Genomic DNA, 14858 nt, shown 5'->3' on the forward strand with positions numbered 1-14858 from the left:
ATGAATTTCCCGCCCCCCGCCGCGGCCCTGCTGTCCGCACTGTGCGGCCTGCTCCTGGCCGTTGCGCCCGCGGCGGCCAACGGTTGGCAAGCCCTCGATTCCTGCCGGCTGCTGGAAAACCCGGGCAATGACGGGGACAGCTTCCACGTCAAAAAAGACGGCAAGGAATACATCTTCCGCCTGCTCTATGTCGACTGCCCCGAGCGCAAGGATCTGGGATTGACCCAGCGCACGACCGAACAGGCCCGTTACTTCAAGATCCTCAAGCGCGACCTCTACCCCCTTGCCGAACAGGCGGCCGCCTTTACCACCAAGGCCCTGGGCCGTCCTTTCCGCATCCAAACCTGCTGGGAGGATGCGCGCGGCGACAGCCACCTGCCACGTTTCTACGCGGTGGTCACGACAGAGGGTGGGGACGACCTCGCCACACTGTTGGTGCGGGCCGGTCTGGCCCGCATCCACGGACGACCCGTCTCCGCACCCGGCGGCCGTTCCGGTGCCGAAGCCGTGGCCGCCCTGGAAAAGGAAGAGGCTGCCGCCCGGGCTGCCGCGCGCGGCGCCTGGGCCTTCCAGAAGGAAAAGAAATAACTTTTGTCCGGACGGTTTTGCCCGTTCACTGTCGCCATGTTCGAAGATGATCCCAAGCCGTTCATCGAGCACTTGGAGGAACTGCGCGTTTGCATCCTCAAGTGTCTCGGGGCTTTGACCGTGGGCATGATCCTGGCCGCAGTCTTCACCAACGACCTGCTGGCCCTCCTGCGCTCCCCGTTGGACCCGGCCCTGAAGGAGCACCAGATCGATCCCGGACGCTTCCTCTTCATGATGAACCCGCTGGACCCGATGACGCTGACCTTCCAGACCGCGCTTTTCGGGGGCATTTTATTCGCCCTGCCTTTCATGCTTTTTTTCATCGGCCAGTACCTGCTGCCCGCCCTCAGTCCCAGGGAACGGAGAATGCTCCTGCCCGGTGCCGCCGTCGGCTGCTTTCTGTTTATCCTCGGAGTGGCCTTCTGTTACTGGATCGTGCTTCCCAGGACCATGCAGTTCCTCATCGCCTGGTCCTTCGAGCTCGGGGCCGAGCCCCGCTACCCTTATCAGGAATACATCGGTATGGTGGTGCAACTGCTGGCCGGCTTCGGCGCGGCCTTCGAACTCCCCCTGATCATCGCCGTGCTGGCCAAATTGGGTGTGATCAACAGCCGCTTCCTCGCCACCTGGAGGCGTCACGCCGTGATCGTTCTCCTGGTCCTTTCCGCCATCATCACCCCCACCTCCGACCCCTTCACCCTCTGCGCCATGGCCGTGCCGCTCTACGTCCTTTATGAGGCCGGCATAGTGGCTGCTTGGTGGATCGAACGGCGCGCGGCGGCCTCCGACAAGGTTGCCGAGGACCCGCCTTCCGGCTAATTTGGGCCCCCATGCCCTCGTTTTTCATCAAGACCTACGGCTGCCAGATGAACGAGCGGGACTCCGAACAGGTGGCCCGCCAGCTGGTGGACCGGGGCTATCTGCCCGCCGCAGACGAACACGCGGCCGACGTCGTCCTGCTCAACACCTGCAGCGTGCGCGACCAGGCGGAACAAAAGGCCCTCAACAAAATGGCCCAGCTCCAGGGCGAAAAAAAGAAGCAGCGCCCCGAGGTCGTGCTCGGTTTCATGGGTTGCATGGCCCAAAGCCGGGGCGGCGAACTCGCCCGCCTCCTCCCCGGCGTCGACCTCGTCGTCGGAACCCAAAAATACCACCGTGTGGCCGATTACATCGACACCCTGGTCAAAAGGGAGAAGCGCGATATGGACAACCTGCGCGCCACCATCGTCGACACCGCGGAGGAAGCGGGATCGCAGAACACCATACGCGACCATGATCCGGAAGGACCCGGCGCAACCGCTTTCGTCTCGATCATGCAGGGCTGCAACATGCACTGTGCCTTCTGCATCGTCCCCTCCACCCGAGGTGCCGAGCGCAGCCGGCCGCAGGAAGAAATCCTGGCCGAAGTCCGCAGCCTAACGGCCCGGGGGGTCAAGGAAGTCACCCTGCTCGGTCAAATCGTCAACCTCTATGGCCGGACGGAATTTCCACGGGTGGATGGACGTTCCCCTTTCACCCAGTTGCTCTACGCCCTGCAAGAGGTGGAAGGACTGGAGCGCATCCGCTTCACCTCGCCGCACCCGATCGGCTACAAAAAAGATCTGGTCCAGGCCTTCCGCGACCTCTCGAAGCTGTGCGAGCACGTCCATCTCCCCTTGCAATCCGGCAGCGACCGCATCCTCAAAGCGATGGGCCGCGGATACACCGCGCGGCGCTACCGTGAGCTCGTGGAGGAAATGCGCGCGGCCTGCCCCGGCCTGGCCATCACCACCGACATCATCGTTGGTTACCCCGGTGAAACCGAGTCGGACTACCTGGAAACGCGGCGCTTGGTCGAGGAAGTCGGCTTCGACAACGCCTTCATCTTCCGATACTCGGAACGCCGGGGCACTCCGGCCGCCTCCCTACCGGACCAGCTACCGGACGAAACCAAAGAAGCCCGCAACCAGGACCTGCTCGCCGTGCTTGACCGGATCGCCGAGGCCAAGGGCCGGGAACTTCTGGGCCAGACGGTGGAAATCCTCGTCGAGGGCCCGAGCAAAACCAACGCCAGCCGTCTTTCCGGAAGGACGCGTACCAACAAGCCGGTGATTTTTGAGGGCGACACCCGTCATTTGCACCAATTGTTGCCGGTAAAAATCGTCGATACGACCGGCTTCACCCACTACGGGGACCCGGTGATCCACGGTTAACCCGCAAGTCCCAACAGCGCATGCGGGTTGCGGGATGGGTAGTCTAACTCTCCGCTTCTTCAGCGGGAAAAACAGGCAGATCACAGTAGAACGTGCTTCCCTGCCCGGGAATGGAATCCACCCCGATACGTCCCTGGTGGGCCCGGACTATCTCCCGGGCAATGGATAGACCCAACCCGATGCCTTCCCGTGTGGTGCCGGGGAGGCGGAAAAAGCGCTCGAAGATCCGCTCCTGGTATTCACCCGGCACACCCGGCCCGTCGTCCGTGACGCTGAAACGGACATATTCTTTTCCCTCGGGAAAAGCCCGTAAACTGACGGTGCCGCCCTCGCCGCTGAATTTCAACGCATTGGAGATGAAGTTGCCCAAAACATGGCCGATCCGGGGGACATCGGCGCGCACCCCGGGGCAACCCGGCGCGACTTCGGTTACCAAGCGGATCCGGCGGGCGGCGGCGGCCTCGGAATGCGTCTGGACCACTTGGCCGATCAAATCGACCGGCCTGGCCGGCGATACCGCCAGTTGGTCGGCTCCCGCATCCAGACGCGAATGCTCCAGAAGATGGTTGAGGGTGCGAAGGAGCCGCTCACAATCCTCACAGGCCAGCCGCAGCATTTCATCCTGCTTGGCATTGAGCCCGCCGAATTTCTTTTCCAACAGCAGATGGAGCATGATCCGGATGGCCGTCAACGGCGTCTTGATTTCATGGCTGACCGTGGCCAGTTGGCTGGTTTTCAGGTCATCCTGCCAGCGGAGCCGGGTCACATCGACCAGGATGACGGCCAGCCCGAGCGCCGCCCCGCCTCCGGTCTGAAGACGGAAGATCCGGGGCAGGTAATAGGCCTCTTTGTCTCCGAGCCGGAGATAAACCGCGCTGGCGGGATTGTCGGGGAGATAGTCGCGGTCGTGGTGGCGCACCGATTCGGCCAGTCGCTGGACCACCGGCGGCAGCCGGTCCTCCAAACCCAGCCGGGCCATCAACTGTTCTGCGGCCGGATTGAGCCGCTCGATTCTCGCCTCGGCATCAACCAGGAAGAAGGGCGAGGGAAAGGCCTGCAAAACGGCCCGGTGACGGAGGTCCATGGCTTCCATCTTGCGGTCGGTCTCCTGCCGGTCGTGCCGCACCTTTCCGGCCAGATCGTGGACCGCGTCCGCCAATGGTTCCATGTCGCCACCAACCTTCCCCTTCTGTGTCGGTTCCAGATCCCCCGTCTTCAACCGCTTGATCACCTGGGTGATCCGTGCCAGGGGATCGACCACTTCCAGTTTGAACCAGTGATGCAGCAGAAGGGCCAGTCCGCCACCCACGAGGGCGAAGATCAGACTTTCACCGAGAAACAATCCACCGTCCTTTGGATTCTCACTCCATTGGAGCCAAAAAATGCGGGCCACCGCGGCCAGCAGGACGACAAAGAGGGCCAACACTCCCAGGGACCAACGTGAGCGCATAGCGGAAGAAGCTCCCAACTCAACCGAGGTGCATCCGTTTGCGTTTGCGGTAGAGCGTGGCCGGGTCGATCCCGAGCATGCGGGCGGCCGCTTCCATGCTCTCGGTGGTTTCCAAAACCTTGGCGATGTGCTGGCGTTCCAGTTCCTCAATGGTGATCATCGCCCCCGGCCTGAGTTCGATCGGCGGACTGGTCCGGACACTATCCGGCAGGTCCTCCAAGCCGATCTTTGTGCCACGGGCCAGGATGACCGTGCGCTCCAAAACGTTGCGCAGTTCGCGCATGTTCCCCGGCCAGGCATAGCGCTGGAGACCATGAATGGCCTCCGGGGTGAGACCCGTGACCGCCTTACCCAGTTGGGTGGCGAAGAAGGAGGTGTATTTGCGCGCCAGGCGGGGGATGTCCGCCGGGCGTTCCCGCAAGGGGGTGAGCACGCCGGAAATGACCGACAACCGGTGGAAAAGCTCCTCGTGGAACCGGCCCATGCGCACCTCCACCGCCAGGTCTTTCTGGGTGGTGGCGATAACCCGGACATCCGCGACCCGGAAGCGGGCTTCGCCGTCCCGTTCGTATTGCTTGTCACGAAGGAGACGCAGCAGGCGAACCTGTGCTTCCAGGGGCAATTCACCGATTTCATCCAGACAAAGCGTTCCACCGTGGGCCGCCGCCACCTTGCCCCAACTTTCCCTCGTGGCTCCGGGGAAGGTGCTGCGGGCATGGCCGAAGATTTCGCTTTCGAGCCGGGCCCTCTTGGGTCCGGAACAATGGACCGTGACAAAGGGCCGGCTCTGGAGCGGACTGCGTTGGTGGATTTCCCGGGCGAGGACGCTTTTACCGGTTCCGCTTTCCCCGCAGATCAGGATCGCGGCGGCCGTCCCCCCGGCCCGGAACATCGTCTCCAGCGCCTGTCTCAAACCCGGATTCTCGGATTCAAAGTCGGATTCCGGGAGGCGTGCCGCCATTTCCAACTCCAACTCGGAAATCCGCCGCTCCAAACGCTGGGTCTGCTCGACCCGTCCCACCACCCGCCGGAGTTGCTCTGGCGTGAACGGCTTTTCCAGGTAGTCAAAAGCACCGAATCGCATCGCGTTGACGGCAGTCTCGACGGTGGCATAGGCGGTGAAGACCACCACCGGTACCCCGGGAAATCGGGCATCAATCTCCGACAAGACTTCCAATCCATTTTCCGGCCCCAACCTCAGGTCGATGAAAACCAGATCGTAGCGGTCCTCGGCCAGTTTATGCAGGGCGGCCGCGCCGCAATCCGCCACCGAAGACTCATGCCCCTCGGCCTGGACGGCCAGGGACGTCGACTGACGGATCGACTTTTCATCGTCAACTACGAGCACTTTCATGTGCGGATGCCGGATGATGCGGATGATTTCAAACTGGTCCGATTTGGACGCGCGAAGTGGTCTTGCGGCGCATGCGGCGGGTGGGCAGACGGATGATGCGGGTGATGTCCTCCGCGGAAAACGGCTTCTGCAGCAGATAAATGGGGGCCCCGTGGAATTCTTTCAGGAAATCATTAAAAAATTCCGGCGGGTGCCCGCTGATCATGACCATTTTGAGGTGGGGTGATCGGCTGAAGTGGCGCAATTCGGCGTAGAGCCTGCGCATGAAAGTGATGCCATCCATACCGGGCATGGTGTAATCGACAAAAATCATCGAGGGCAGATTCCCGGAAACCACTTCGGCCAGCGCTTTTTCCGCGGAAGAAAAACAGGTGGTTTGCACTTGGCTGGCTTCCAGAAGCTTGGCCACGGCTCCAAGGACCATTTCGTCGTCGTCGATGAGGAACGCCCGTTGGCTGGATGGAGCCTCCTGGACTTCTTCGGGGTCTTCTTTTTCCTTGGGGCTGCTGTCTCCCTGTGAGGGAGCGGCCAGTTTAGGCCAGATAAAAGTCACCTGGGTGCCGACGCCGGGGGTGGACTCGACCTCGATGTCGCCACCGTGCTGTTTCATGATGCTGAGGGCGAGGGAAAGTCCGAGACCGGTGCCCGCGCCCTTCGCTTTGGTGGTGTAAAAAGGCTCGAAGATGTTCTTCAACCGATCCGGTTCAATGCCGACACCATGATCGAGGATGCTGACCTGGATGGTTTCATTGATGAGACGATGGTGGATTTCGATGCGTCCGCCCTCGGGCATGCTGTCGCGTGAATTGTTGAGAATATTGAGCACACAGTGGCTCAGAGCGGCCGCGCAACCGTTGATCATGAGGTCGGGGTGGCGGACCGTGGTTCCGGGTATGGCGGTGAAGATACCGTCGGCCTCCACTTCGTAACGCGAACCGTAACTGCGGCGGCAAAGGTCGACCAGCTCGGACACCAACTGGCCGACATTCATCGGCTGCATGATCAGGCTCTGCTTGCGCGCAAACCCGAGGAGGCTCTGGGTGAGTCCGGCACCGCTTTGACAGGCTTTTTTGATCTGGTCGAGGGAAAAGGCCAATGTTTCGCTATTGCTGACATGGGCCGAGATGTACTCGGCGTGGCCGCGGATGACCATGAGGAGGTTGTTGAAATCGTGGGCCACACCGGAGGCCAGTGCCCCGATGCTTTCCAGTCGGCGGGCATTCATCACTTCTTCTTGGAGGCTGAGCCAGGCGGTGACCTCGTTGAAGACGAAGAAATACCAGCTACCGGAATGTCCGGGGTCCTTTTTGTGCAGAACCTTGACGGAAAAAGCCGCGCGCAACGGCTCCAAGACTTCATACACCGGCATGGCCGTATGGGTGGTGGATTGCAGTGAAACCATTCCCAGCATCAGATAATCGGCCAGCTCTTGGGGCAAGGAGGACCACGCCATGGGAGCGTCATGGAATTCCACCCGGGGCACGCCCAATTGGAGAGCGGCTTGGAAGTCGCTGTGACAAAGCTGGGGGGTTCCACCCTCGGTCCACCACACCATCAAGCTGGCAGGAGCCTTCGATTCTTCCTGAAAGGACTCAAAAACCCGCATTCCCGCGGGCCCGTCAATGTTACCCGGCATCGCCCGGAAGTTAGTTTTTTTTGCCTTCTTTGGCAACTCCCTTCGGGGGTGAATTGGAGTGACATTCCACCGGCACTGCGGAATGATTTCGCCCTTCTATGATTTACCCGGTTTCCCTGGGCCTCGCTGCCGTGGTGGCAGGGCTGCTTCTTTTGGTCTCCCACCTGCCTGTGCTTTTCCTCCCGTCCAAGGCCCCGCACCTGCTCGCGTCGCTTCCCCGTCACCGCATCCTCGGCTGGGTCCTGCTGGCCCTGGCCACCCTTTGGTTCGCCACCCTGCTGGGCCGGATCGACTTGATGGAATACACCCCGCATCGACTTAAATTCGTTCTGGCCGTCCTCGTGGTCGGAGGCCTGTCTGCCGTCTACTTGGAGGATTTCCTGGCCGCGCGTGCTCTGGGCGCCCTGCTTCTCCTCGCCGCACAGGTCCTGCTGGATGCGGCCTTCCTGCGGGACGAAACCTCCCGGCTAGCGGTCACCTGCACGGCGTATGCCTGGATCATTGCCGGAATGCTGCTCGTCGGCATGCCCTATCTGTCCAGGGACGTGCTGGCTTGGCTGAACGACCGACCACCCCGCCTGACCCTCGCGGCGTCCCTTGGTGCTGCTTGGGGACTGGTTCTCTTGGTCCTGGGACTGGCCGTTTACCGCCTCTGACCCCGGGCCTGCACAGGCTTGCCTGTGCGACCGGCCTGCCGCATCCTACCCCGACTCTCCCATGCCCGAAGTTCCCCAAGCCCAAAGCATCCTCATCATCGACGATGAGGCCGACGTCCATTACTCGTTCAAGCGGCTCTACGAAAAAGAACCGGTCAAGATCCTGACCGCCTCCAGTGGCGACGAAGGCCTCCAGGTCATGAAGAAGGAGAAGCCCGACATCGTGGTCATGGACATCCGCATGGGCAAGGTCAACGGTTTGGACACGCTGCGGGACCTCCGCCAAAACAACCCCAAGCAGATCGTCATCATGATGACCGCCTATGGATCGGCCCAGACGGCCATCGAGGCCATGAAGCTCGGGGCCTTCGATTTCATCCTCAAGCCCTTCGACATCCCCCAACTCAAGGATCTGATCAAACGCGCCCTGGATGCCTCCCACGCCATGCGCGAGAAGGTTGCCCTTCCGGCCTCGCTCGATCCGGATGATTTCCGCACCGGCATTGTCGGCACATCCGCACCCATGCAACAGGTCTACAAGCTGGTCGGCCAGGTCGCGGCCACCGATGCCACCGTCCTCATCCGCGGCGAAAGCGGCACGGGAAAGGAGCTGGTCGCGCGCGCCCTTTATTCCAACAGCCGTCGCGCCAACAAAACCTTCCTGGCCATCAACTGCGCCGCCATTCCGGAGAACCTTCTCGAGAGCGAACTCTTCGGCCATGAGAAAGGTTCCTTCACCGGGGCCCTCAACCAACGGGTGGGGAAATTCGAACAGTGCGACGGGGGCACCCTCTTCCTCGATGAAATCGGCGAGATGCCCATGGCCGTGCAATCCAAACTCCTGCGCGTGCTCCAGGATGGTTCATTCTCACGGGTTGGAAGCAACCAATCGATCAAGACCGATGTGCGCATCATTGCCGCCACCAACCGTGATCTGGCCGAAGCCTGCAAGGTGCGTGAATTCCGCGAGGACCTCTATTACCGGCTCAATGTGGTCAACATCCTCCTGCCCTCCCTGCGCGAGCGCCTGGCCGACATCCCGGTCATGGTTTCCTACTTCATGAACAAATGGCGTTCCCGCACCCCGGGCGGCCCGGGGAAGATATCCGCCGACGCGCTCCACGCCCTGCAGCAATACCACTGGCCCGGCAACGTGCGCGAACTGGAAAACTGCATCCAACGGGCCATGGTCCTGGCCAGCGGCGACACCATCACCCTGGCCGACTTGTCTTCCGAAGTATTGCACGGCGTGGGTGCTCCACCGGCATCCCTCGCTGGCGCCTCCCCCGCCGGTCCGGATGAAGCCATCGATCTTTTGTTTGCCCATGCCGGTGCCGATCCCGGGATCAAGTTGTTGGATTTCATGGAAAAGGCCTTCATCGCGCGCGCCCTCCAATCCACCGGGGGCAACCAGGCCGCGGCCGCCCGCCTCCTCGGGCTCTCGCCCGCCACCCTGCGCAAACGGGCCGAGGCCTTCGGTTTGGGAGCGGCAGGCTGACGACCGTGCCGCCGAATCCCCCGCTTGTTTCCGCGGGAGTTGTGGCATAGTGGGTCCATGAGCGAGGATGTTTCCCTGGAAGTCGCCGGACTGAGGCGGGATTACACCAACCGCGGCCTGCGACGCGAAGATCTGGCGGCCGAACCCTTTTCCCAATTCCGTCTTTGGTTCCAGGAAGCCCAGAAGGCCGAACTGCTCGAACCCAACGCCATGACCTGCGCGACGGCGGATCGCAGCGGCCGGGTCACCGCCCGCACCGTTCTCTTGAAGGCCTTTGATGAAAGAGGTTTTGTCTTCTTCACCAACACCGGCAGCACCAAAGCCAGACAACTGGCCGAAAACCCACAGGCGGCCCTGCTCTTCGCCTGGTTGCCCTTGGAACGCCAGGTTTCTGTCTCGGGGAAGGTGGAAAAGATCACCCCTGCGGAAACCCTCGCTTATTTCGCCAGCCGTCCATTCGGCAGCCGCCTGGGCGCCTGGGTCTCGATGCAGAGCAGCATCATTCCCTCCAGAAAAGTGCTGGAGATGAAATTCGAGGAAATGAAAGCCAAGTTCGCCCAGGGTGAAGTCCCGCTTCCGGATTTTTGGTCGGGTTACCGGGTGGCTCCGCAGACGGTGGAATTCTGGCAGGGCGGCAGGGACCGGCTGCACGACCGCTTTCTCTACTCACTCGGCCCGGAAGGCTACTGGTCGATTGACCGATTGTCACCCTGATCCCAGCCCTCACCAGAGGGACTACCCGGATCCTCTTCATTCGGGTGCTTCACACAGCGGGCGGCACCGCCAAAGGCCACCCCGAAGACCAGGCCGATGAACGATCCGGCCAGGATGTCGGTGAGGAAGTGGCGGCCCAGTTCCATCCGTGACCAACCAACCGAGGCGGCCAGGGCCAGGCTGGGGATGGCCAGGGGCGGGACAGCGGCAGCCAAAGCCCCCCCGCTGCCGAAGGCGGTGGCGGCATGGCCGGAGGGGAAGCCGTGGAATTTCGACTTAGCCTGCAAGCCGTACAGGCCGTCCGGCAGGTTGGCCGAAGGGCGCGGACGGCCCAAGGTCAGACGGAGGCAGTTGGCGCCAATACCCGCCAAGGTAGCGGCCAGGAGCACGGCGATCATGGCCCGGCGCCAGGATCTCCGGCGTAGAAAAACCCCCAGGGCCCAGATGGCCAAGGCCACCGGGGCGATGCCGGTCGGATAATCTCCCCAGAAGCTGATGGTCCGGGCCAGTTGGTGTTGCTGCGGGTCCTTGGGGCCGGCGATGGCTTCCTGGATCTGCCGGTCATGCGGCACACAAACCACCAAGATGGCCGCCAACGCGACCAAGCCGCCCACAATCCACCACCTGCCCCTGCCGATCCGCTGCAGACCAGACAGGTAGACATCGAGGAATTCCGCCAAAAGAATTTGTCTGGTGGGTTTTGTCTCGGTTGCTTTTGGGTCAGTCACGCATCCATCTAAACCCCGCCGGCGCTCCTTTCCCATCCCAAAATCGGCACGCTCCGGCGGAATATTTTTGCTGTCCTCCCGGTACTTTTGGTGTTGGGTGGAAGGCCATGATTTCCCGCTATTCCCGCCCCGCCATGACCGCCCTCTGGACTGAAGAAGCCAAACTCGACCTCTGGCTCGAAATCGAGGTTTCGGCCTGCGAGGGCATGGCCGCCCTCGGTGTCATCCCGAAGAAGGATGCCTCCACCATCCGGAAAAAAGCACGCTACCGCATCGAGGAAGTGCGCAAGAACGAGGAGCGGACCCACCACGATGTCCTGGCTTTCTTGGAAGAAGTGGCCGTGCACGTCGGCCCGGCCGGCCGCTGGATCCACCAAGGTCTGACCTCCTCCGATCTCCTCGACACCACCCTGGCGGTCCAATGCGTCCGCGCGGCCGACATTCTTCTGGAAGACCTCGGCCAACTTCGCGACGTCATCGCCCGCAAGGCCCGGAAATACCAACTGACCCCGATGATCGGGCGTTCCCACGGCATCCATGCCGAGCCGGTCACCTACGGGCTCAAACTGGCCCTGATGTATGAGGAATTCGGTCGTTCCATCGATCGCCTGGTGGAAGCGCGCAAGCAAATCGCCGTCGGCAAACTCTCCGGGGCCGTCGGCACCCACGCCCACCTGGACCCGCGGGTCGAAACCCACGTCTGCCAGAAGCTCGGCCTGAAGGCGGCCCACATTTCCACCCAGATCATCCAGCGCGACCGCCATGCCCACTTCATGACCACCCTGGCCCTCATCGCGTCTTCGATCGACCGCTGGGCCACGGAGTTCCGCCACCTCCAGCGCACCGAGGTCCTGGAAGTGGAGGAATACTTCTCCCCTGGGCAAAAAGGGTCTTCCGCCATGCCCCACAAACGCAACCCGATCATCGGCGAGCGCCTCTCCGGTCTGGCCCGGGTCATCCGCGGCAACGCCGTGGCGGCGTTGGAAAATGTGCCCCTTTGGCACGAGCGCGACATCTCCCATTCCTCGGCCGAGCGCGTCATCCTGCCCGATTCGACCATCCTGCTCGATTACATGCTGGCCAAACTGACCGACCTGGTTGACCGCCAGATCGTCTATCCGGAAAACATGCTGCGGAATTTGGAAATCACCCGCGGGCTCTATTTCTCCCAGAGCGTCCTGCTGGCCTTGACCGACCGTGGCGTCGCCCGCCGCACCGCCTACGAGGTGGTCCAGCGCAACGCCATGGCCTGTTGGCGGGGCGAGGGCAAACCCTTCCTTTCCTACTTGCTGGAAGATGCCGAAGTGGTGAAGCTGATCAAACCGGCCGAGCTGAAAAAAATCTGCTCGCTCGACCGCCACTTCCGCCACGTCAAGGGCACGTTCAAGAAGTGCGGCCTTTGACCGCCTTCGCCCATGCGGGGAAAATGCCATTCACCGCGAAGGGCGCGAAGAACGCGAAGTCATTCGGGTTTGGGTTGAGCAAATTTCAACTCTTATGTCGGTGAGTCCAAATCCAGCTCCGATTTCATCGGGGTTGGATCATTTCTTAATACATTCAATGCCAAGAGTTTCTGCTTCGCGTTCTTTGTGGTTAAAAAAGCATCGTGCCGGCTTGGTTCACAGCGGCACCACGGCAAAATCCATTCCCAGGGGCAATCGGTCGGTGCGGGTGGTGGCCAGCAGGATCTGCGCATCCTTCGGCAGGCGCTGCCAGAACAACTCCTGGCGACCGGCATCCAATTCGTTGACCGCGTCGTCGACCAACAGGATGGGCCAGCGCCCGCGCCTTTCCCTAACCAAGGCCACTTCCACGTCGCGCAGGGCCAGCACGGCCGATTTCTGCTGCCCCTCCGAGCCGAACTGTCGCAACGGCTGGCCGTCGAGATCCATTTCCCAATCATCGCGGTGCGGGCCGAGACGGGCCAGACGCAGGGCGGTTTCCCGTTCCCAAAGTTCGGCGTCGGTGCGGGCCAGTTGGCGGGTGATTTCGTCGGCGTGGCGCAAGACCAGGACCTCCCGGCCTCCGGCCAGGTCACTGTAGAAACGCCCCAGCAAGGGTGCGGCCTGCACGGTGAAGGCCGCCCGGGCCCGGGCGATGCCTTCCGTATGGCGTCGCAATTGCGCCGTCAGCGCCTCCCATGTGCCGCGATCGGGGCGTTCCTGGCGCAGGAGGGCGTTCTTTTGGCGGAGGAGCAAATGGGAGGCCTGCACGGCTTCCAGATAGACCGGATCGAAGGTGGAGATGAGGCTGTCCACCCATTGGCGGCGGACCTGCGCCGCCCCTTGGACCAATTGGCGGTCGGTGTTCTGGAACACCGTGACCAGGCAACGGCCCCAGTAATGGCGGAAGTTGAGCGCTTCACCTCCCGCCGTCAGCGTCCGCTCGTCCGGACTCCAGGTCACCTTCAACCATTCATCCGGTTCCCCCGTGAAACGACCGGAAACCCCGCAGGCGGTTTTTCCCCAGGCGATGAGTTCGCGGTTCTGATGGGTGCGGAACGAACGGACGCGGGCCAGGAAATGCACCGCTTCCAGCAGGGTGGTCTTGCCCTTCCCGTTTTCCCCGACGAAGGCCACCCGGGGTCCGAGCTCGCGGTAGTGGACATCCGCATGGCAGCGGAAGTCGGCTAAGTGGAGCGAGGTGAGCACACTGGATTCCCGACGTTCCGGATGGTGATGGGCCTAGCCCCCCTCTGATGGTAAGCGGGCGTAGCGACCGTCAAATTTCGGCCGTGCGTCCGCCGAGTTTCGTCGGGTCGGCCTCGGCTTCATAGTCCACCCCGGGCAGACCAAAGCCGAAGAGCTTGAGGAATTCCTTCTGGTATCCGGAAAAGTCGGAAAGCTCCAGCAGGTTTTCAGTGTTCACCCGCGTCCAGAAGCCGGCCACGATTTCCTGGATCTCGGGGCGCATTTCCCAATCATCGACCCGGATGCGGCCCTTGTCATCGGTCGCGGGTCCTTTGGGGGCGTAGAGTTGATCGGCGAAGAGGCGCTGGATCTGCTCGATGCATCCCTCATGCAATCCCTTTTCCTTCATCACTTTGTAAAGGATGGAGATGTAAAGGGGGACGACGGGAATGGCCGAGCTGGCCTGGGTGACCAGGGCCTTGTTGACCGAGACGTAGGCCCCGCCTCCGGACTTGGACAGCCGGGCGTGGAGACGGTGGGCGGTGGCCTCCAGGTCTTCCTTGGCCCGGCCGATGGTGCCGTTGCGGTAGACCGGGTAGGTTTGTTCCGGCCCGATGTAGGAATAGGCCACCGTGCGCGCCCCGGGGGCCAGGACGCCACCCTGCTCCAGGGCGTCGATCCACCATTCCCAGTCTTCGCCCCCCATGACGGCGACGGTATCGGCGATTTCGGTTTCGGTGGCCGGCTCGATGTTCACGTCGATGACCTGGGCCCGGTCGGTGTCGAGGCTCTTGGCCGAGTAGGTGGACCCGATGGGCTTCAGGCAGGACTTGTGGGTCGCTCCGGTGCGGGGGTGGGTTCGACGCGGAGAGGCCAGGCTGTAGACCACCAGGTCGACCTGTCCGAGGTCCTGCTTGATGAGATCAACGGTCGATTTTTTGACTTCGTCGGAAAAGGCGTCGCCGTTGATGTTTTTGGCGTAAAGTCCGGCCGCGTGGGCCTCTTGCGTGAAGGCAACGGTGTTGTACCAACCCGTGCTGGCGGTGCGTTCTGGCTCGGGGGCTTTTTCGAAGAACAGCCCGAGCGTGGAGGCACCGGAGCCGAAGGCGGCGGCGATGCGCGAGGCCAGTCCGTAACCGGTCGAGGAACCAATGACCAACACCTTGCGGGGTCCATTGACGAGGGGGCCCTTGGAACGGATGTGGGCGATCTGTTCCCGGATGTGGGCGGCACAACCTTCCGGGTGGGCGGTGAGACAGATGAATCCACGAATCTTCGGTTTGATGACCATTCCCGAAGATGCTTGCCGGAGCCCTGGAGTCGAGCCCAAACCATCGCTGTGAAGAACTGAAAGAGCACGTGTCCAAACTCCGTCTCGTCACAAGGCGGGTGTACCTGCGCTGCTTATTGGA

The 14858-nt window shown here is 62.1% G+C and carries 13 protein-coding genes; 7 read left to right on the plus strand and 6 right to left on the minus strand.

Annotated features, from left to right (window positions below):
* Genes SFU85_09685 through miaB form a run of 3 tightly spaced genes read left to right on the plus strand, consistent with a single transcriptional unit; the run spans position 1 to position 2780 of the window.
* A complete protein-coding gene (locus SFU85_09685) occupies positions 1-588 on the plus strand; it encodes a thermonuclease family protein (protein MDX6767050.1) in 588 nt (195 codons plus the stop codon).
* A 36-nt stretch (positions 589-624) separates the two neighbouring features.
* A complete protein-coding gene (gene tatC / locus SFU85_09690; GenBank protein MDX6767051.1) occupies positions 625-1407 on the plus strand; it encodes a twin-arginine translocase subunit TatC in 783 nt (260 codons plus the stop codon).
* A gap of 11 nt (positions 1408-1418) precedes the next feature.
* Positions 1419-2780: a tRNA (N6-isopentenyl adenosine(37)-C2)-methylthiotransferase MiaB gene (gene miaB / locus SFU85_09695; protein ID MDX6767052.1), complete on the plus strand. Its 1362-nt coding sequence runs from the start codon at positions 1419-1421 to the stop codon at positions 2778-2780.
* A 43-nt stretch (positions 2781-2823) separates the two neighbouring features.
* Here the strand turns inward: miaB and SFU85_09700 are convergent, their stop codons facing one another.
* Genes SFU85_09700 through SFU85_09710 form a run of 3 tightly spaced genes read right to left on the minus strand, consistent with a single transcriptional unit; the run spans position 2824 to position 7220 of the window.
* Positions 2824-4230 carry an ATP-binding protein gene (locus SFU85_09700; GenBank protein MDX6767053.1) on the minus strand — a complete coding sequence of 469 codons (1407 nt, stop codon included), beginning with the start codon at positions 4228-4230 and terminating at the stop codon, positions 2824-2826.
* Between the two features lie 19 nt (positions 4231-4249).
* Positions 4250-5584, minus strand: a complete 1335-nt coding sequence (locus tag SFU85_09705) for a sigma-54 dependent transcriptional regulator (GenBank protein ID MDX6767054.1) — start codon at positions 5582-5584, stop codon at positions 4250-4252.
* 28 nt (positions 5585-5612) lie between these two features.
* Positions 5613-7220: an ATP-binding protein gene (locus tag SFU85_09710; protein ID MDX6767055.1), complete on the minus strand. Its 1608-nt coding sequence runs from the start codon at positions 7218-7220 to the stop codon at positions 5613-5615.
* Between the two features lie 98 nt (positions 7221-7318).
* On the opposite strand from SFU85_09710, the gene SFU85_09715 reads away from it, so the two are divergent.
* From SFU85_09715 to pdxH, 3 genes are all read left to right on the plus strand, one after another.
* Positions 7319-7876 carry a hypothetical protein gene (locus tag SFU85_09715; GenBank protein MDX6767056.1) on the plus strand — a complete coding sequence of 186 codons (558 nt, stop codon included), beginning with the start codon at positions 7319-7321 and terminating at the stop codon, positions 7874-7876.
* 61 nt (positions 7877-7937) lie between these two features.
* The gene (locus SFU85_09720; GenBank protein ID MDX6767057.1) at positions 7938-9374 is read left to right on the plus strand and encodes a sigma-54 dependent transcriptional regulator; all 1437 of its coding nucleotides are present in this window, start codon (positions 7938-7940) and stop codon (positions 9372-9374) included.
* A gap of 57 nt (positions 9375-9431) precedes the next feature.
* Positions 9432-10088 carry a pyridoxamine 5'-phosphate oxidase gene (pdxH, locus tag SFU85_09725; GenBank protein MDX6767058.1) on the plus strand — a complete coding sequence of 219 codons (657 nt, stop codon included), beginning with the start codon at positions 9432-9434 and terminating at the stop codon, positions 10086-10088.
* On the opposite strand, the gene SFU85_09730 is transcribed toward pdxH, so the two are convergent.
* The gene (locus SFU85_09730; protein MDX6767059.1) at positions 10058-10816 is read right to left on the minus strand and encodes a phosphatase PAP2 family protein; all 759 of its coding nucleotides are present in this window, start codon (positions 10814-10816) and stop codon (positions 10058-10060) included. The two genes, pdxH and SFU85_09730, sit on opposite strands and share 31 nt — an antisense overlap.
* A gap of 107 nt (positions 10817-10923) precedes the next feature.
* Here SFU85_09730 and purB point away from each other — a divergent pair, with 107 nt between their 5' ends.
* Positions 10924-12219 (plus strand): adenylosuccinate lyase, encoded by a 1296-nt coding sequence (purB, locus tag SFU85_09735; protein MDX6767060.1) that lies wholly within the window; start codon positions 10924-10926, stop codon positions 12217-12219.
* Positions 12220-12435: 216 nt separating this feature from the next.
* Here purB and recF read toward each other — a convergent pair whose 3' ends face one another.
* Both recF and fabV read right to left on the minus strand, forming a co-directional pair.
* On the minus strand, positions 12436-13467 hold the full coding sequence (gene recF, locus SFU85_09740) for a DNA replication and repair protein RecF (protein ID MDX6767061.1): 1032 nt from the start codon (positions 13465-13467) through the stop codon (positions 12436-12438).
* A gap of 70 nt (positions 13468-13537) precedes the next feature.
* Positions 13538-14737, minus strand: coding sequence for an enoyl-ACP reductase FabV (gene fabV, locus SFU85_09745; GenBank protein MDX6767062.1), 1200 nt, complete (start codon positions 14735-14737; stop codon positions 13538-13540).
* Positions 14738-14858 lie beyond the last annotated feature (121 nt).

Source organism: Candidatus Methylacidiphilales bacterium (assembly GCA_033875315.1).
Lineage (GTDB): Bacteria > Verrucomicrobiota > Verrucomicrobiia > Methylacidiphilales > CAZTYG01 > JANRJG01.

Coding starts and splice junctions, on each gene's coding strand:
- SFU85_09685 (MDX6767050.1), top strand. CDS start 1: ATGAATTTCCCGCCCCCCGCCGCGGCCCTGCTGTCCGCACTGTGCGGC.
- tatC (MDX6767051.1), top strand. CDS start 625: ATGTTCGAAGATGATCCCAAGCCGTTCATCGAGCACTTGGAGGAACTG.
- miaB (MDX6767052.1), top strand. CDS start 1,419: ATGCCCTCGTTTTTCATCAAGACCTACGGCTGCCAGATGAACGAGCGG.
- SFU85_09700 (MDX6767053.1), bottom strand. CDS start 4,230: ATGCGCTCACGTTGGTCCCTGGGAGTGTTGGCCCTCTTTGTCGTCCTG.
- SFU85_09705 (MDX6767054.1), bottom strand. CDS start 5,584: ATGAAAGTGCTCGTAGTTGACGATGAAAAGTCGATCCGTCAGTCGACG.
- SFU85_09710 (MDX6767055.1), bottom strand. CDS start 7,220: ATGCCGGGTAACATTGACGGGCCCGCGGGAATGCGGGTTTTTGAGTCC.
- SFU85_09715 (MDX6767056.1), top strand. CDS start 7,319: ATGATTTACCCGGTTTCCCTGGGCCTCGCTGCCGTGGTGGCAGGGCTG.
- SFU85_09720 (MDX6767057.1), top strand. CDS start 7,938: ATGCCCGAAGTTCCCCAAGCCCAAAGCATCCTCATCATCGACGATGAG.
- pdxH (MDX6767058.1), top strand. CDS start 9,432: ATGAGCGAGGATGTTTCCCTGGAAGTCGCCGGACTGAGGCGGGATTAC.
- purB (MDX6767060.1), top strand. CDS start 10,924: ATGATTTCCCGCTATTCCCGCCCCGCCATGACCGCCCTCTGGACTGAA.
- fabV (MDX6767062.1), bottom strand. CDS start 14,737: ATGGTCATCAAACCGAAGATTCGTGGATTCATCTGTCTCACCGCCCAC.